The organism is Bacillus sp. G16, from assembly GCF_021282335.1.
In the GTDB taxonomy this organism is placed as follows: Bacteria; Bacillota; Bacilli; order Bacillales; family Bacillaceae; genus Bacillus; species Bacillus inaquosorum.
Window position 1 is genome coordinate 117,976 of sequence record NZ_JAJSOZ010000002.1, and the last position, 17,927, is coordinate 135,902.

General features: G+C 46.1%; 19 protein-coding genes. 8 read left to right on the forward strand and 11 right to left on the reverse strand.

The features are described 5' to 3' along the window. The first annotated feature begins 3 nt into the window (after positions 1-3). Complete coding sequence (locus tag LWH95_RS02710; RefSeq protein WP_232918907.1) at positions 4-618, forward strand: YcnI family copper-binding membrane protein; 615 nt, start codon at positions 4-6, stop codon at positions 616-618. Between the two features lie 44 nt (positions 619-662). Here the strand turns inward: LWH95_RS02710 and gdh are convergent, their stop codons facing one another. From gdh to gabT, 4 genes are all read right to left on the reverse strand, one after another. Next, the gene (gdh, locus tag LWH95_RS02715) at positions 663-1,448 is read right to left on the reverse strand and encodes a glucose 1-dehydrogenase (protein ID WP_003240219.1); all 786 of its coding nucleotides are present in this window, start codon (positions 1,446-1,448) and stop codon (positions 663-665) included. 18 nt (positions 1,449-1,466) lie between these two features. Then, complete coding sequence (gene glcU, locus LWH95_RS02720) at positions 1,467-2,330, reverse strand: glucose uptake protein GlcU (RefSeq protein WP_003240218.1); 864 nt, start codon at positions 2,328-2,330, stop codon at positions 1,467-1,469. 123 nt (positions 2,331-2,453) lie between these two features. Continuing rightward, entirely contained in the window at positions 2,454-3,842 is a 1,389-nt protein-coding gene (gabD, locus tag LWH95_RS02725; protein ID WP_232918908.1) for a succinate-semialdehyde dehydrogenase, read from the reverse strand. 68 nt (positions 3,843-3,910) lie between these two features. Then, on the reverse strand, positions 3,911-5,221 hold the full coding sequence (gene gabT / locus LWH95_RS02730; protein ID WP_232918909.1) for a 4-aminobutyrate--2-oxoglutarate transaminase: 1,311 nt from the start codon (positions 5,219-5,221) through the stop codon (positions 3,911-3,913). 105 nt (positions 5,222-5,326) lie between these two features. Between gabT and gabR the strand changes: the two genes are divergently transcribed. After that, on the forward strand, positions 5,327-6,766 hold the full coding sequence (gene gabR, locus LWH95_RS02735; RefSeq protein ID WP_133488481.1) for a MocR-like transcriptional regulator GabR: 1,440 nt from the start codon (positions 5,327-5,329) through the stop codon (positions 6,764-6,766). Between the two features lies 1 nt (position 6,767). Here the strand turns inward: gabR and LWH95_RS02740 are convergent, their stop codons facing one another. Beyond that, a complete protein-coding gene (locus tag LWH95_RS02740; RefSeq protein ID WP_003240210.1) occupies positions 6,768-7,082 on the reverse strand; it encodes an ArsR/SmtB family transcription factor in 315 nt (104 codons plus the stop codon). Between the two features lie 138 nt (positions 7,083-7,220). On the opposite strand from LWH95_RS02740, the gene LWH95_RS02745 reads away from it, so the two are divergent. The 4 genes from LWH95_RS02745 to LWH95_RS02760 all read left to right on the forward strand — a co-directional run bounded on the left by LWH95_RS02745 (position 7,221) and on the right by LWH95_RS02760 (position 10,753). Next, positions 7,221-7,508 carry a putative quinol monooxygenase gene (locus LWH95_RS02745; protein WP_003240208.1) on the forward strand — a complete coding sequence of 96 codons (288 nt, stop codon included), beginning with the start codon at positions 7,221-7,223 and terminating at the stop codon, positions 7,506-7,508. Between the two features lie 16 nt (positions 7,509-7,524). After that, positions 7,525-8,274, forward strand: a complete 750-nt coding sequence (nfsA, locus tag LWH95_RS02750; protein WP_003240207.1) for an oxygen-insensitive NADPH nitroreductase — start codon at positions 7,525-7,527, stop codon at positions 8,272-8,274. A gap of 162 nt (positions 8,275-8,436) precedes the next feature. Further along, the gene (locus LWH95_RS02755) at positions 8,437-9,315 is read left to right on the forward strand and encodes a TetR/AcrR family transcriptional regulator (RefSeq protein WP_232918910.1); all 879 of its coding nucleotides are present in this window, start codon (positions 8,437-8,439) and stop codon (positions 9,313-9,315) included. A gap of 19 nt (positions 9,316-9,334) precedes the next feature. Next, the gene (locus LWH95_RS02760; RefSeq protein ID WP_019257471.1) at positions 9,335-10,753 is read left to right on the forward strand and encodes an MDR family MFS transporter; all 1,419 of its coding nucleotides are present in this window, start codon (positions 9,335-9,337) and stop codon (positions 10,751-10,753) included. A 45-nt stretch (positions 10,754-10,798) separates the two neighbouring features. Here LWH95_RS02760 and LWH95_RS02765 read toward each other — a convergent pair whose 3' ends face one another. From LWH95_RS02765 to yclN, 4 genes are read right to left on the reverse strand one after another with little or no spacing between them, the layout of a single operon-like run. Next, entirely contained in the window at positions 10,799-11,752 is a 954-nt protein-coding gene (locus tag LWH95_RS02765; RefSeq protein WP_232918911.1) for a siderophore ABC transporter substrate-binding protein, read from the reverse strand. A gap of 21 nt (positions 11,753-11,773) precedes the next feature. After that, entirely contained in the window at positions 11,774-12,532 is a 759-nt protein-coding gene (yclP, locus tag LWH95_RS02770) for a petrobactin ABC transporter ATP-binding protein YclP (RefSeq protein WP_003240196.1), read from the reverse strand. Continuing rightward, the gene (yclO, locus tag LWH95_RS02775) at positions 12,526-13,473 is read right to left on the reverse strand and encodes a petrobactin ABC transporter permease YclO (RefSeq protein ID WP_060397923.1); all 948 of its coding nucleotides are present in this window, start codon (positions 13,471-13,473) and stop codon (positions 12,526-12,528) included. Before yclO ends, yclP begins: the two co-directional genes overlap by 7 nt. Continuing rightward, positions 13,466-14,416 (reverse strand): petrobactin ABC transporter permease YclN, encoded by a 951-nt coding sequence (gene yclN / locus LWH95_RS02780; RefSeq protein WP_084994566.1) that lies wholly within the window; start codon positions 14,414-14,416, stop codon positions 13,466-13,468. Before yclN ends, yclO begins: the two co-directional genes overlap by 8 nt. A 384-nt stretch (positions 14,417-14,800) precedes the next feature. Here yclN and LWH95_RS02785 point away from each other — a divergent pair, with 384 nt between their 5' ends. Beyond that, complete coding sequence (locus tag LWH95_RS02785; RefSeq protein ID WP_133488489.1) at positions 14,801-16,174, forward strand: aspartate kinase; 1,374 nt, start codon at positions 14,801-14,803, stop codon at positions 16,172-16,174. Positions 16,175-16,316: 142 nt separating this feature from the next. After that, a complete protein-coding gene (locus LWH95_RS02790; protein WP_019257466.1) occupies positions 16,317-16,424 on the forward strand; it encodes a YjcZ family sporulation protein in 108 nt (35 codons plus the stop codon). A 95-nt stretch (positions 16,425-16,519) separates the two neighbouring features. On the opposite strand, the gene phrC is transcribed toward LWH95_RS02790, so the two are convergent. Next, positions 16,520-16,642 carry a phosphatase RapC inhibitor PhrC gene (phrC, locus tag LWH95_RS02795; RefSeq protein ID WP_003240188.1) on the reverse strand — a complete coding sequence of 41 codons (123 nt, stop codon included), beginning with the start codon at positions 16,640-16,642 and terminating at the stop codon, positions 16,520-16,522. Continuing rightward, positions 16,626-17,774, reverse strand: a complete 1,149-nt coding sequence (gene rapC / locus LWH95_RS02800; protein WP_019257465.1) for a response regulator aspartate phosphatase RapC — start codon at positions 17,772-17,774, stop codon at positions 16,626-16,628. Before rapC ends, phrC begins: the two co-directional genes overlap by 17 nt. Positions 17,775-17,927 lie beyond the last annotated feature (153 nt).

Below are 17,927 nucleotides of genomic sequence, written 5' to 3' on the forward strand. Positions count from 1 at the left end.
GAGTTGTTTAAAAAAATCGCATTCACACTATGTCCGGCTATTGTCGGCTCTCTCTTATTCTTTACGGCCCCAGCCAGCGCGCACGTTACTGTAAAGCCTGCTGAATCCGCTGCAGGCTCTTGGGAGACTTATACAATGAAGGTTCCTTCTGAAAAAAATCTGCCGACAACAAAGGTTGTCCTCAAGATGCCAAAGGATGTTGAATTCCAGCAATACGAGCCAATCCCGGGCTGGAAGGTATCCACTCAGAAACATGATGACAAATCAGTGTCCGTGACGTGGGAAGCAACTGACGGCGGCATTCAGGAAGGACAATTCCAGCAGTTTACCTTTGTTGCCAAAAACCCTGAAAAAGCCGAGGAAGCCGCTTGGGACGCCTACCAATATTACAAAGATGGCAGCATTGTCGAGTGGACAGGTGACGAGGATGCGGATACACCTCACTCCATTACAAAAATCACCGCTGCAAAGCAAGTGACAGATGAGCACGGCGCGACGAAAACAGAAGACGATTCCGAAGACTCAGGTTCTTCAGCTCTGGACATCACAGCGATTGTGCTGTCTGCGGCTGCCATTATCTTATCTGTAGCAGCGCTTGTAAAGAAAAAGCGTGCCTAATCAAAAAAGCGATCCAGATGTCATGTCTGGGTCGCTTTTTTTGATTAACCGCGTCCTGCCTGGAAGGCAGGATATTTCGTCATTCCGCCGTCCGCAAACAACGTGATGCCTGTGACGTAGCTGGATTCCTTCGAAGCAAGCCACACTGCCACTGCGGCGATTTCCTCGGGTTCGCCGATATATCCCATCGGAATCATGCTTTCTACATCAGCTTTCTGTTTAGGGTCAGCAAATTTTTCAGCATTGATTGGCGTGTTGATCGCACCTGGCCCGATATTGTTGACGCGAATGCCCTTCGGCGCGTATTCCAAAGCCAATGTTTCTGACATCAGCTTAATTCCGCCTTTACTTGCCGCGTAGTGGACAAATAACGGCCATGGAATCCTTTCATGTACGCTGGACATGTTGATGACATTTCCCTTGATATCGTTTTCTACGAAATATTTAATCGCTTCACGGCTTCCTAAAAAGGCGCCTGTTAAGTTCGTGCCGATGACCTTATCCCAATCTTTCAGGGGCATTTCGTGAGACGGCACAGGATTTTCAAGTCCGGCATTATTAATCATAATATCAAGCGTGCCGAACTCTTTAATGGCAGTTTGCACGATATTTTTTACATCTTCCTCTTTCGTGACATCTCCCTGGACGATAACGGCTTCACCGCCCGCCTTGATGACCTCTTCTTTTACCTCGTTCGGATCCTGTTTATCACTATAATAGTTGATGACCACTTTTGCCTGCTCCTTGCCGAAGCGAATGGCCATTGCCTTTCCAAGCCCTGAAGCGGCTCCTGTAATAGCGACGACTTTTCCTTTTAAATCTGGATACATATACATCCTCCTCAATTGTTATGAATTTGTTTTGGCAATTCCTAAAAATACAGCGGCCGCAATAATCAGGGCAATCCCGATGGCAATCGCAATGAGCTGGCGTTTTGTTTTCTTTTCACGCAGGATGAAAATACCGCCGAGCGTAGAAATGACAATTCCCATTTGAGAGAGAGAAAAGCTTGTTGCGACACCGACTCTCGGCTGAGAAATAAACAAAAACATATTTCCGCCTGCCCAGATTAAGCCCGGGAGAATATTTCTGATCGCATACTTGTTAAAGGGTTTATGCTTGTAGGTTAAAGCAACGCCCCCAATCACCATCCCAATCGCCTGCGGCAAAAGAGCCGACCAGCCGGACACATTGAACAATCTGGCGACGACTACATAAACCAAATAACCGAGCGTCGAGACAAGAAGAATCAAGATACCCTTTTTTAAGTTGCTTGGCTCTCCCTCTTTCCTGTCTTTCTTATCTTCCAATGACGTGAGGATAATTCCCACAATGATAAAGATCAGCGCGAGAATGCCAAGCGTAATCGCAATCGGTGTAGACCATTCGCGGAACACGATCACACCGAACAGCGAGGTTGAAACGAGCTGCATTCCGGTGGAAATCGGCATTGTTTTGGACACACCCATCAATTCAATGCTTTTCAGCTGGTTGCTCTGTCCAAGGGACCAAAATAAGCCGGATACGATGCCAACAATAAAAATGCGCAATGACAGAACGGGCTGAACAAAAAAGTAAATCACGATAGAAACAATAAGCGCTCCGATCGTTGTTCCCAGTGTCTGGCTGTACGGCCCGCCGCCTAATTTCACATTGAAGAGAACAATGCTCCCCCAAAACAAAGCCGGGAGAAGAGCCAATAATAAATCCATTGTTGGGGAACCTTCTTTCAAAATGTATTTGCTGTTATTTTGGCTGGAATTATTGTGTTTATTCGCCAGAACAACAAAAAGAGCTGCCGGAAGATCCGGCAGCTCTCAGGAGCTTGCATTCTTTTACAAACCGATGGACATATATTTTGTTTCAAGGTACGGCTCGATGCCTTCCGAACCGCCTTCACGGCCGATGCCGCTTTCTTTCATTCCGCCGAATGGGGCTTGAACCGCTGACGGTCCGCCGTCATTCCAGCCGATAATGCCATACTCAAGATTCTCGGAAATATAGATGCCGCGTCGGTAGTTTTCTGTGAAGAAGTAAGCAGCTAAGCCGTACGGTGTATCGTTGGCAAGCTGAATTGCTTCATCAATATCAGAATACGTGACGATCGGTGCAACCGGGCCGAATGTTTCCTCGTGCATGATATTCATGGACGTATCGACATCGGCGAGCACTGTCGGATTGACAAAGTAGCAGCCTTTGTCATCGTTTCGGTCATACGTGCCCCCAGCGAGAACTTTCGCTCCTTTTTCAACGGCATCATCAATTTGGCTGATGATTTTTTCAAAGCCTCTTTTGTTGATAATCGGGCCGACATTGACGCCTTCTTCAAGTCCGTTTCCGACTTTAAGCTTAGACACTTGCTCGCTCAGTTTCGCAGCAAATTCATCTTTGATGGATTCATGGACGATCAGGCGGTTAGCACACACGCATGTTTGGCCCGCGTTTCGAAATTTGGACACCATCGCTTGTTCAACGGCAAGGTCAATATTGGCATCCTCATCCACGATGAGCGGCGCATGTCCGCCGAGCTCCATAGAGATGTGTTTCACAGTGTCCGCACTGTTTTTCATGAGGATTTTCCCTACTGGCGTTGATCCTGTGAACGTGATTTTACGGATTTTCGGGCTGCTTGTGAACACATTCCCGATTTCTTCTCCGTCGCCAATCACAACCTGAAGAACATCCTTCGGAATACCCGCTTCATATGCGAGGCGCGCAAGCTCATATGCAGACAGCGGCGTGTCCGGTGCCGGTTTGATGATAAACGTACAGCCGGCAGCAAGAGCAGGCGCCGCTTTGCGTGTAATCATCGCATTCGGGAAATTCCAAGGCGTGATGGCGGCAACAGGGCCTACCGGCTGGCGTGTGACGACAATTCGTTTACCGGTTGTCGGAGCAGGGACCGTTCTTCCGTACACACGCTTCGCTTCCTCTGCGAACCATTCGATATAGCCTGCGCCGTACAGTACCTCACCGACTGCTTCCTGATACGTTTTTCCGTTTTCCTTTGTAATTAAATCTGCAAGTTCTTCTTTATGTTCAACAATCAGCTCATACCATTTTTTCAATAGAGACGCTCTTTCGTTCGCTGATGTTTTAGACCATGTTTTAAACGCTTGATGTGAACGTTCAATGGCTTCTTCTACTTCTTTGGCCGATTGCTGAGGAATCGTTTTGATCTCCTCGCCCGTAGCCGGGTTGTAGACCGTTAATTGATCTGGCATATTGAACATTCCTTTCTTTTCATGATTACTTAAAATGATAGCAGACACAGCCGTTTTCTTTCCAATGATTAAGCTCGCAGGCCTGCCTCCAAGATGCTGAGCCCTTCATTCAGAAGACTGTCCGAGATGACAAGCGGCGTCAGAAAGCGGATGATATTGCCGTTAATTCCCGCAGTCAGCAAAAGCAATCCGTTTTGATTCGCATACGCCGCGATCGCTGCCGCTCTCGCTTTATCAGGCTCACGCGTGTCAGGATCCTTGACAATTTCGATTGCCGCCATTGCCCCGAGTCTGCGGATGTCGCCGATGAACGGGAATTCTTGTTTCCACTCATACGCCTTGTCTTCAATGATTTTGCCAATTTCTTCAGATCGCTCATTCAGCCCTTCTTCTTCAATGATATCCAATACAGCCAACGCCGCCGCGCATCCGAGCGGGCTGCCGGCATACGTGCCGCCCAGCTCCCCTGGCGCTGCTGCATCAAGCATTTCCGCGCGGCCGATCACACCGCTTAACGGCAATCCCGCTGCAAGTGATTTAGAGACCGTGATCAAATCAGGCACTACATCAAAGTGCTCAATCGCGAAATAAGTGCCGGTTCTGGCAAATCCGGTTTGAATTTCATCAGCGACAAAGACAATGCCATGTTCCTTGCAGAATGATGCGACGTGCTGCACAAATCGTTTCGAAGGAATGATAAAGCCGCCTTCTCCCTGTACAGGCTCCATCACGACACAGGCTACCGTTTCAGGCGCGACTGAAGCGATGAAGAAATCATTGAACGCTTGGATGACCATGTCGTCATAGCTTTCATCACTCATGCCGGCCGGCTTCTGATAATAATATGGGAACGGCGCTTGATAAACCTCTGACGCAAAAGGGCCGAAGCCGAATTTATAAGGTTTAACCTTGCTCGTCATACTCATCGTCATATTCGTGCGCCCATGAAATCCGCGTGTAAACGAGACAACCCCTTGGCGCTTTGTATACTTTCTGGCGATTTTCACAGCATTCTCTACCGCTTCCGCCCCTGAGTTCAGGAAGATCGCTTTTTTCTCATGGCTGCCCGGCGCAATCCCACACAGTTTTTCCGCTAATTCGATATAAGACGGGTACATCATGACATTGAAGCCCGGGTGAATCAGCTCCTCCGCCTGCCGCTTCACAGCCTCAACCACCTTCGGATGCGAGTGTCCGACGTTTAACGTTCCGATGGCGCCTGCAAAATCAATAAATCTCTGGCCGTCCAGATCATACAGCTCAGCCCCTTCTCCTTTTACCGCCAGACTGCGGTTGCCGTTGCTCACACCTTTTGATACGAATTGATCCCGTTTTTGCTGCCACTGGGCAGTCGTAATGCTTGCTGTTGTTTGACTCATGTGAATGTCCCCCTGTCGCTATTTTCTTATCATTCTGACTTCTTTTTGGTATGATGAAAAGTACCAATTATAACTTTTTGATGGTATCAGAAGGAGAAGCCGCATATGGACATCACAATCACACTCGACCGCTCAGAACAAGCCGATTATATTTATCAGCAAATTTATCAAAAGCTGAAAAAAGAAATCCTCAGCCGCAATCTGCTGCCACACTCAAAGGTTCCCTCCAAACGGGAGCTGGCTGAAAAACTGAAGGTCAGCGTAAACTCAGTGAATTCAGCCTATCAGCAGCTGCTGGCTGAGGGATATTTGTACGCCATTGAGCGAAAGGGTTTTTTCGTTGAGAAGCTGGACATGTTTTCTGCCGAGGAGCACCCCCCATTTGCACTGCCGGATGACCTGAAAGAGGTTCACACAGATCAGAGTGATTGGATTTCGTTTTCACACATGAGTTCTGATACAGACCACTTCCCGATCAAAAGCTGGTTTCGCTGCGAGCAAAAAGCGGCCTCCCGCTCATACCGCACGCTCGGCGATATGTCGCACCCGCAAGGGATATATGAAGTGAGAGCGGCCATCACCAGGCTCATTTCCCTGACGCGGGGCGTAAAATGCAGGCCGGAACAAATCGTCATAGGGGCAGGCACACAGGTGCTCATGCAGCTATTGACTGAGCTTTTGCCAAAGGAAGCAGTGTATGCGATGGAGGAGCCCGGTTACAGGCGCATGTACCAACTTTTAAAACATGCCGGAAAACAGGTGAAGACGATCACGCTGGATGAAAAAGGCATGTCGATCTCTGAAATCAGCAGACAGCAGCCTGATGTGCTGGTGACGACCCCGTCGCATCAATTTCCGGCCGGAACGATTATGCCTGTATCCAGAAGAATCCAGCTGCTGAATTGGGCAGCCGAGGAGCCGCGCCGCTATATTATTGAAGACGATTATGATAGTGAATTTACATATGATGTAGACAGTATTCCGGCGCTTCAAAGCCTCGATCGGTTTCAAAATGTCATCTATATGGGCACCTTTTCAAAGTCCCTTCTCCCCGGCTTGCGGATCAGCTATATGGTTTTGCCGCCTGAGCTATTGAGGACATACAAACAGCGGGGCTACGATCTGCAGACATGCTCGTCTCTGACGCAGCTCACCCTGCAGGAATTTATCGAGTCCGGAGAATATCAGAAGCATATAAAAAAAATGAAGCAGCATTATAAAGAAAAGAGAGAACGTCTGATCACAGCTTTAGAAGCAGAGTTCAGCGGAGAGGTTACCGTAAAAGGGGCAAATGCGGGACTGCATTTTGTCACCGAATTTGATACCAGCCGCACCGAACAAGACATCCTGGCACATGCCGCCGGCCAGCAGCTTGAGATCTTCGGAATGAGCCGATTTGATTTGAAGGAAAACAAGCGGCAAACGGGCAGGCCCGCTCTCATTATCGGCTTCGCCCGACTGAAGGAAGAAGAGATTCAGGAGGGTGTCGAGAGGCTTTTCCGTGCTGTTTACGGACATAAAAAAATCCCCGGTACAGGGGATTGATTCACCAGCGGTCCTGGTCCACATTCAGCACGGCATCAAGCAGGCCCGGAAACGCCTTTTCAAGGTCTTCAGCCCGAAGCGAATAATACCGGCGCTTTCCTTCTATGCGAACTTGAGCGATGCCTGATTCTCTCAATACTTTAAAATGATGTGACAAAGTCGATTTGGCAACCTGTACATCCGCACAGGTGCCGCACGTTTTTTCTTTCGCTTCAGCTAATTGCTTGACGAGCTCTAAACGAAGCGGATCACTCAGTGCGTGAAGAACCTTTGTCAGCTGCAACGTTTCTGTTTCTGGATGGTTTGGAATGTTCATGACACAAATGTATCACACAACAATTAGAATGACAATTTTACTATTTAAGGGTTTTTCCTTTACCTCATTATAAATACATGTTACAGTTAGTTCGATAAAATTCGAACAATAATCAGTATAACGATGGAGGAGATTGACATGATCGTATTACAAGCTTATATCAAAGTAAAACCAGAAAAACGCGAGGAATTTTTGAGCGAGGCGCAATCGCTTGTTCAGCATTCAAGAGCTGAGGAAGGCAACGCGCAATACGACCTGTTTGAAAAAGTAGGCGAAGAAAATACATTTGTGATGCTTGAACAATGGAAAGATGAAGCGGCAATGAAATTCCACAATGAAACTGCACATTTCCAAGGATTTGTAGCAAAAGGAAAAGAACTGCTGAGCGCTCCTCTTGATGTTGTCCGCACAGAGCTTAGCGAGTAAGGAAAGGGTGTCCCATATGAATGAAGTCATCAAATCATTAACAGACCACCGCTCGATTCGCAGCTATACAGATGAGCCTGTAGCTCAGGAACAATTGGACCAAATCATTCAAGCAGTACAGTCAGCCCCATCTTCTATCAACGGGCAACAAGTGACTGTAATCACAGTGCAGGATAAAGAGCGCAAAAAGAAAATCTCCGAGCTGGCAGGCGGACAGCCTTGGATTGACCAGGCTCCTGTTTTCCTGCTGTTCTGCGCAGACTTCAACCGGACCAAAATCGCGCTTGAGGATCTGAATGATTTCAAAATGGAAATCACAAATGGCTTAGAATCTGTTCTTGTCGGCGCAGTAGACGCTGGTATCGCCCTAGGCACAGCGACAGCAGCGGCTGAATCACTCGGACTTGGCACGGTTCCGATCGGTGCGGTTCGCGGAAACCCTCAAGAGTTGATCGAACTGCTTGAGCTTCCGAAATACGTGTTCCCTTTATCCGGCCTTGTCATTGGCCATCCTGCCGACCGTTCAGCGAAAAAACCGCGCCTTCCGCAGGAAGCAGTAAATCATCAGGAAACATATTTGAATCAAGATGAGCTCACTTCTCACATTCAGGCATATGATGAACAGATGTCTGAATACATGAATAAGCGGACAAACGGAAAAGAAACAAGAAACTGGTCACAGAGCATCGCTTCCTATTATGAGCGCCTGTACTATCCGCATATCCGTGAAATGCTTGAGAAACAAGGATTTAAAGTTGAAAAATAAGTCTCACCCGGCCTGTCGGATTTTCCGGCAGGCCTTTCGATTGTCCGGTTAAAATCCATTGACTTCTATTTAGTTTATTTGGTAAAATTTTTTCATTGTTACTCATTGGTTTTCTGTGAACCAATGAGTTTTCTAATGTTCAAGAAAGAAGGAAGCCATGAGATGCTTGATAAAAAAACTGATATCTTGTTAGCTGCGCGAAAGCTTTTTTCGGAAAAGGATTTTACGTCGGTTTCCATGCAGGCGATCGCAGAAGAATGTAAGATGTCAAAAGCTTCGATATATAAGCTGTTTCAATCTAAGGAAGATCTGCTTTTGGAGCTGCTGTCATTTAACCAGAAACAAATGGTGGCCGCGGCCTCAAGACTTCAGGAAAATACCGCGCTGACACCGGAGGAACGTTTGATGCAAAAGGTCAAAATGGAGCTGGAAGGCTTCAGGCGGAATCAGCAGTTTTTCAATATACTGACCTACGGAAACCCCAAGCTGCATAATGACCGGGTCAAACAGCATATCCATCAGACCAGATCAACGATTATCTGCTGGCACCGCGATTCGCTGATCCAGGCTTACGGAGAAACCATTCTCCCGTTTGTGTGGGATTTGGTCATCATTCTTCACGGCATGATGCGTGAGTTTTTAATGCTGATCAAAATAGAGCAAAAACCGCTTGAGCTTGACCCGATTGCAGAGTTTATCATCAGCACCCTCAATCAGATTGTCAAAAACAAGGAAACCCGGCAGTCTCTTCTTCCGCAAGAAGCCATCGAGCTTTATATTCATTCAGCATCCTCCTACAAACCAAAGGATAAATCAGCCCTATTGTCGGAAAGCCTGAAGGAATTACATAAAGGCATCTCTTCCCTGCCCGCCGCGGACTATGACGTAGATGAATTGACATCCGCAGCCGCCATGCTGGAGGAAGAAGCGAAGAAGGAAGAACCCCGCGCTTTTTTGCTCAAATCACTGATTGGCTATCTGGAACAAACCGGTGTTTTAACACAGCCCGTTTCGATGTTAAAAACACTGTTAATTACTTAGAGAAAAGAAGGGATATGTATTGAACACAAGTATTGAACAAAAACCTTTTAACCGTTCTATCATTGTCGGCATTTTGTTAGCCGGGGCGTTTGTCGCGATTTTGAATCAGACGCTGTTAATTACTGCACTTCCCCATATCATGAGGGATTTCAATGTCGATGCCAACCAAGCGCAATGGCTGACCACTTCATTTATGTTAACCAACGGAATATTAATTCCGATTACCGCGTTTTTAATTGAGAAATTCACGAGCCGGGCGCTGCTCATTACAGCAATGAGCATTTTTACTGCCGGAACAATCGTCGGAGCGTTCGCGCCGAACTTCCCGGTTCTGCTGACAGCGCGTATTATTCAAGCGGCTGGAGCCGGCATTATGATGCCGCTCATGCAGACCGTATTCCTGACGATCTTTCCGATTGAAAAGCGCGGCCAGGCCATGGGTATGGTCGGATTGGTCATCTCGTTCGCGCCTGCGATCGGACCGACTCTTTCCGGATGGGCAGTCGAAGCTTTCTCTTGGAGATCACTGTTTTATATCATTCTTCCGTTTGCTGTGATTGATTTAATTCTTGCCAGCATCCTGATGAAGAATGTGACGACTTTAAGAAAAACACAGATTGATATTTTATCAGTTATCCTATCGACATTTGGATTCGGCGGCCTTCTGTACGGCTTCTCAAGCGTCGGCTCTTACGGCTGGACCAGTTCAACCGTCTTGATTTCACTGCTGGTGGGTGTCATCGCACTGCTCCTGTTTATCACAAGACAAATGAAGCTTGAAAAACCGATGCTGGAATTCCGCGTCTTTACGTTTGGCGTGTTCAGCTTAACAACACTGCTCGGAACACTTGTCTTTGCATTATTGATCGGTACGGAAACCATCCTGCCGCTTTATACACAAAACGTCAGAGACGTCACAGCTTTTGATACAGGGCTCATGCTTCTTCCGGGAGCCGTCGTGATGGGCTTCATGTCACCGATTATCGGCAGAATCTTTGACCGTGTCGGCGGAAGAGGCCTGGCGATTGCAGGTTTCTGCATCATCTTCCTGACATCGCTGCCGTTTATGCAGCTGACTGACCATACGTCACTCGCTTGGATTGTCGTTTTATACACTGTTCGTCTTTTAGGTACCGCTATGATCATGATGCCGGTGACGACAGCCGGAATCAACGCGCTGCCGCGCCACCTGATTCCGCACGGAACAGCGATGAACAATACCATTCGCCAAGTCGGCGGCTCCATCGGAACTGCACTATTGGTTTCCGTCATGAGCAACCAGGCGGCACACGCAGGCACGACAAATGTAAAGCACGCCGCCCTGCACGGCATGAACGCCGCTTTTATCGTGGCAGCCTGCATTGCACTTGTCGGCTTCCTTCTCTCCTTTACATTAAAGAAACCTCAGCGCCCTGCCGAACAGCAGCCGGCACGCTGATCATAAAAAAAGAGCCCCGCTTTTTAGCGGAGGCTCTTTTTGGTTTTACTTCTCTAAACCGTCTTTTACTTCTTTAATCATTTGCGTCATAGACTCAAGTCCGCCTCCTGATAAGTACCAAGTAGCAGAATCAAGGTAAACGACATGATCATTTTTCACTGCGTTTACGTTTTTCACATAATCATTTTCAACGACTTGTTTAGTAGACGATGTTTCTCCGATCGCTGTACCGCGGTCAATAACAAACAGGTAATCAGGGTTTGTTTTTGAAATGTACTCATAAGAAACGCTTTGTCCGTGAGTAGACGCTTTGATGTTTTTATCAGCCGGTGTCACGCCGAATACGTCATGGATCAGGCCGTATCTTGATTTAGAACCAAAGGCGCTGATTTTGCCGTCGTTCGCCATAATCACAAGACCGTTTTTGTTCAGCTTTTCAGCTTTTTTCTTAAGATCTGCAATTGAGTTATCAATTGTTGCAAGTTCGTCTTTTACTTCATCTTCTTTATCAAAGATTTTTCCGATTGTTTGTGCATCTGATTTAAATGATTCCATGTATTTCGCTGTGTCTACGCCAAGGTAAATCGTCGGCGCAATTTTAGAGAATTCTTTGTAAGACTCAGATTGTCTGCCTGAGATAATGATCAGGTCAGGGTCTATATCCGCCACTTTTTCGAAGTCCGGCTCTTTTAAGCTTCCGACATCAGCATATTTGTCATCTTTGAATTTAGACAGATAGCTTGGAAGGGCTTGTTTCGGAAGGCCCGCTACATTATCATCAAGACCGAGTTTATCTAACGTATCTAAGCTGCCAAAATCAAATACGACTACTTTTTTAGGATTTTTCGTCACTTTTGTGCCGTTTTTGTCCAGCTGGTGTTTTACTGTGATTTGCTCTTCCTTTGAATCAGAACCTTTGCTGCTTGTGCTTTGGTTTCCGCATGCAGAAATAACAACTGCCGTCACCAAAGCGATGAATAGTAATGCGAACTTTTTCATGCTCTTCACCTCTTCTATATATTAAGAAAAATAAACACCTATTCTTTGATTATCAATCGTCTGAATCGGAATGGTCATATCGTAGATTTCCTCAAGCACAGAGGTTTCAATAATCTCCTCAGGCGGCCCCTCTTTTACGATTCGGCCGTTTTTCAAGGCAACGATATGATCGGAGTAGACGGATGCGAAGTTGATATCATGAATAACGATCACGATTGTTTTCCCAAGCTCCTCTACCAGCCTTTTCAGCAGTTTCATAATTTCAACTGAATGTTTCATATCCAGGTTGTTCAGCGGCTCATCCAGGAAAATATAATCTGTGTCCTGGGCAATGACCATTGCGATAAATGCCCTTTGGCACTGTCCGCCGCTCAGCTGATCCAGGTATTTGTCCTGAATGTCTTCCAGCTTCATGTAGCCTAGCGCCTGATTGATATGAACCCAGTCTTCCTCTGTCAGCCGGCCTTGTGAGTACGGAAATCTGCCGAAGCTGACGAGGTCTTTGATGGTGAGCCTGATATTGATTTGGTTCGCCTGCTTCAAAATGCTCATTTTTTTGGCAAGCTCTTTGCTGTCGCAGGCTCCAATCTCTTGTCCGTCTATGAAAATCTCGCCGGAATCCTTTTTGATCAGGCGGCTCATAATAGACAGCAGCGTGCTTTTGCCGGCGCCGTTAGGACCGATAAACGAGGTGATTTTGCCCTTTTGAATCGTGACTGACGTCTCTTCAAGGACTACTTTCCCGCCGTATTGTTTGCTTACATTTTTGACCTCTACCATGATTTATTCTCCTTTAACAGCAAGTAGATAAAATAAATCCCGCCGGCAAAATTAATAATGACGCTCAGCGTCGTTGAGAAGGTAAACACTTTCTCAACCACAAACTGCCCTCCGACCAGCGCAATGATGCTGATGAAGACGGAGCCTGCGATTAAGTATGAATGCTTATATGTTTTCAGGAATTCTCTCGCCAGATTGACGACAAGAAGGCCTAAGAACATAATCGGCCCGACTAGCGCGGTTGAAACAGAAACAAGGATCGCAACCACGACCAGCATCTGCTTCACCACTTTGTCGTAGTCAATGCCCAAGTTCACGGCGTGCTCGCGTCCGAGCGACAGCACGTCAAAAAACTTCGTAAAACGCCAGACATAAGCGCCTGTCAGCAGGAAGATGATGAACGCGAGCCATAACAAATCCGTATTGATGTTGTTAAAGCTGGCAAACATCTTATCCTGCACAACTTGAAACTCATTCGGATCAATCAGCATCTGCATAAAGGAAGACAGGCTGCTGAACAGCGTGCCAAACACGATTCCGACGAGCAGAAGGAAAAAGATATTTCTCCCCTCTCCCTTGAACATGATCTGATAAAGAACTAGGGAAAACAGTATCATCAGCAGAACAGAGATGATAAAGTTGATGTTTTTATTCATGATGACAATATTCGCAGAACCGAACAAAAAGATAATGCCGGTCTGAATCAGCATGTAGAGAGAATCAAGGCCCAAGATGCTCGGCGTCAGGATGCGGTTATTCGTAATCGTTTGAAAGATCATGGTCGAAAACGCAATCGCTCCCCCCGTCAGCACAATGGCAGCGACCTTTTTGATTCGTCTCGGCAGGGTGTAATCCCAATTGCCTAAGTCATAAAACAGAAACAAGCCGATACATATCAAGGCTAAACCAACGAGCAACGCAATTTTCATCTGGTTACGCATATGCTTTTCTCCTTAACAGCATAAACAGGAAAATGCCGCTGCCGATGATTCCGACCATCAGGCCAATCGAGATTTCGTAAGGGAAGATAATGATTCTGCCCAATATATCGCAAAACAGCACAAAAACCGCTCCCAATAGCGCAGTATGCGGCAGGCTGCTCTTGAGATTGTCTCCTCTGTAAATCGATACAATATTCGGGATGATTAAACCGAGAAACGGCAGCATACCGACAGTCAAAATGACAAGAGACGTGACCAGGGACACGATAATGAGCCCGATGTTCACAACCCGTTTGTACTTCAGGCCGAGGTTGACAGAAAAGCTTTCTCCCATACCGGCCACTGTGAATTTATCCGCAAAAATATAGGCAATGATGACGAGCGGAATACTCAGATAAAGAAGCTCGTATCTTCCTTTCACGACTAAAGAGAAGTCTCCTTGAAGCCATGATGACACATTCTGGATCAAGTCATATTTATATGCAATAAATGTCGCGATTGAACTGACAATACTCCCGAGCATTAACCCGACAAGCGGAATAAAGATCGTGTCGTTAAACTTGATTCTTTCAAGGATTTTCATAAACAAGAAATTTCCTGCAAGGGCAAAGACAAACGCAACCAGCATTTTCATTAAAGGACTGGCGGATGTAAACAGCAGCAGGGATATTAAAATGCCGAGCCTCGCCCAATCCATCGTGCCCGCCGTCGTCGGTGACACGAATTTGTTTCTGCTGATCTGCTGCATTATCAAACCGCAGATGCTCATGCTTAAGCCAGCGATGATAATGCTGATTAACCGCGGCAAACGGCTAGCAAACAGCGTTGACGCCTCTTGGTTGCTTAAATCGAAGAGATCAAGCGGCGACAGATCTTCCACGCCGATAAATACAGATGTGACTGCTAATATGATAAGTAGAATAAATAAGTAACGTAGCTTCATGCTGCCTCCTTACATCCTTACAGCAAAAAGAACGCATCTCCTACTCCGCAAGGACTCAAAACAATATGGCCATATAGTAATTGATTATCATTATCATTTACATATTACCATTTTTCTAGTGTTAGTCAATATTCTTTCAAAATATTAACCTAGTCATTTATTCAATTTTACTAATAATTCTAACCATTTTCCATCCCAAATCGTAGATTGTTTACCATAATGAACTTCATATCGCAATTATACGGTCAGCAAACCTAACGCCATTCCTTGTGGAAAATACAAATGTTCGTTCCAGGAAGAAATTTTCCCTTGATTTACAGGACTGAAAGAGAGATAATAAGTACTAAATTTGTGTGAAAATTTTAAACATTAGGAGATGTAAACATGAAGGTCGTTAAATTCGGAGGCAGCTCACTCGCTTCAGGCGCCCAGCTTGAAAAGGTGTTTCACATCGTAACCTCAGACCCGGCACGGAAAGCTGTAGTCGTTTCAGCTCCCGGAAAACGCTATGCCGAGGATACGAAAGTGACTGATCTCTTAATCGCATGTGCAGAACAATATTTGGCAGCAGGCAGCGCCCCTGAGCTGGCGGAAGCTGTGGTGGAACGGTATGCCCTCATCGCTAATGAGCTTCAGCTGGAGCAAAGCATTATCGAAAAAATACGCGATGACCTGTTTACGCTTTTAGAAGGAGATAAAAGCAATCCCGAGCAGTATCTTGACGCCGTCAAAGCCAGCGGAGAGGATAACAACGCCAAGCTGATTGCCGCCTATTTCCGCCATAAGGGTGTGAAAGCAGAATATGTGAACCCGAAGGATGCCGGCCTTTTTGTGACAAATGAACCCGGCAACGCGCAAGTTCTTCCTGAATCCTATCAAAACCTCTATCGTCTTCGGGAACGCGACGGCCTCATCATTTTTCCCGGCTTTTTCGGATTCAGCAAGGATGGCGATGTGATCACTTTCTCACGGAGCGGTTCTGATATTACCGGCTCGATTCTTGCCAACGGACTTCAAGCCGATTTGTACGAAAACTTTACGGACGTGGATGCTGTGTACTCTGTTAATCCGTCTTTTGTTGAGAATCCAAAGGAAATCAGCGAGCTGACTTACAGAGAGATGCGGGAGCTGTCCTACGCGGGTTTTTCGGTGTTTCATGATGAAGCGCTCATTCCGGCATTCAGAGCGGGGATTCCTGTTCAAATCAAAAATACGAACAACCCGTCAGCACAAGGGACCCGCGTCGTCAGCAAGCGGGATAACACAAACGGGCCTGTCGTCGGCATTGCCAGCGATACCGGCTTTTGCAGCATTTATATCAGCAAGTATTTAATGAACAGAGAAATCGGATTTGGACGCAGAGCCCTTCAAATCCTGGAGGAGCACGGTTTGACGTATGAGCATGTTCCATCGGGAATTGATGACATGACCATCATCTTACGGGAGGGGCAAATGGACGCGGCCACTGAGCGCAGCGTCATCAAACGGATCAAAGAGGATCTGCAAGCCGATGAAGTGATTGTCGAGCATCATCTCGCACTGATTATGGTTGTAGGAGAAGCGATGCGACATAATGTCGGCACAACAGCAAGAGCGGCCAAAGCATTATCAGAGGCAAAAGTGAATATTGAAATGATCAACCAAGGATCTTCTGAGGTAAGCATGATGTTCGGCGTGAAAGAAGCCGAAGAACGAAAAGCCGTTCAAGCGTTATACCAGGAATTTTTCGCGGGCGTGCTGGTCTCTTCATGTACATAAAAAGCGGGCGGCAGCGCCCGCTTTTTTTTATATCACCTCAGTATAGCCGAATTGTTCAATTTTTTTCTTGTCCACTATTATCCCTGCCAAGCTGATCGTTTCTGCATATCTTATAGTATCCTTCATAGGGAGGTGAAACCTTATGTCAGGATACTCTAACGGCGGCGGTTACGGCAGTTCTTTTGCTTTAATCGTTGTATTGTTTATTCTTTTAATTATCGTAGGGACTGCGTTTTTCGGCAGCTACTAAGCAGCTGACCGTCTCTGCGGGCGCCGTAAGCTCTACCTCTTGCGGCGCTGATTAAAAAAGAAACACCCCTTCTCTTGATGAGAAGGGGCTGGTTCTTACGTCATTCCTCTTTCCGTTACATGAAAGTCGAGTGATTCGGCGTTAGCAGAAACGCCAGCCACTGTAAAAATCGCGGCTGCGGCCAAACAAATAACAAACAACTTAGATTTCAATTTCATACAAACCTTCACTCCTTTGTATTTGTTTTCTTGCCTCTTCAACTTTTAGAAAGTAGGAAGCAGACAGTTTGAACCATTTTTGTTCATAGTAGTATTTTGCTACTTCTAGGGCTAAATCCTCTATATCAGCGTACATATTTTTATTTTTTAAGTAATGGAAACATCGTTCGATTCCTTCTTCATTGGGCTGATCCTGATATAGGGATTGCAAAAACTCGAATTTTACCGCGTAGTCTGCATCGTCTGTTTCTTTAGCATATTCATAGCCCCGCTTGTGATATTCCGAAGCTTTATCATGTTTTCCCCGTTTATAATAAATCAGGGTGATTAAAAAATAGGCTTGCGGCAGCGAATTGATGATTCTGCTGCTTTCAAACGTGGAAACCGATTTTTCAAAGTAGTCAATGGCAGGGTCAAGAAGCTCCTGGTTGTAATAGCATAACCCAAGATTGTAGTACGCTCTTCCAACCAGCTGGGCTTTTTGTTCTGCTTCGGCCATTTCGAGCGCCAACTTGAAATGGCGTGCGGCTTGTTCGAAATTCCTTTCATCCATCAGGTTGACCCCGAATACGAAATGGCATTGAATAATTCTCACATTATAGGTTTCCTGCTCCACATAAATTTCATAGGCGTTTTTTATATTGATCAGTGAAAAGTATGTTTGCTTCATATAATAATAAGCTTCCGCGATTTTAAAATAGAATTCAGCCCGTTCAATATGGTCTGCAACAAAGGAAAGCTTTTTCTCCGCCTGTTTATAATATGTAATGGCAGAAATAAATTCCCGCTTATCAAACTCATACATCCCGCGGAAAAAATTCACATAATAGTCGAGCAGCCCTTTGAGATCTGCCTGGTTGCTGTCGATGTTTCTTGATAATTCAGACAGGCTTGGCTGGTCTTCGATATTTAATTTCTCTAACGGCTCTAGATAATCAAGCATAAGCTGGTGGCGGAATTCCATTAGTGAATAATAGAGCAGCAAGTTGGAATCGTGCTGCATGTGTTTCAGTTCCTGCTGGATTTCAGCTTTTAACACTTCGGCATCCGGTACGCTGAATGTCCGGATATATTTGTACCATTCGTTAATTTTTTGACCGACCGCTGAAGAAGGAATTACCCCGCTCTTCATTCCTTCACCCTCTCCCATCAAAAACTGTTTATGTCATATTTTATCATGTTTACAGGCCGTCCCGACCCGAAAAACACGCAATCTTTGTTTCGGGAGCACGCAATAAACCGAAGCGATGTGCAAAAAAGGCGGCTGCATTTGACGATGCCGCCG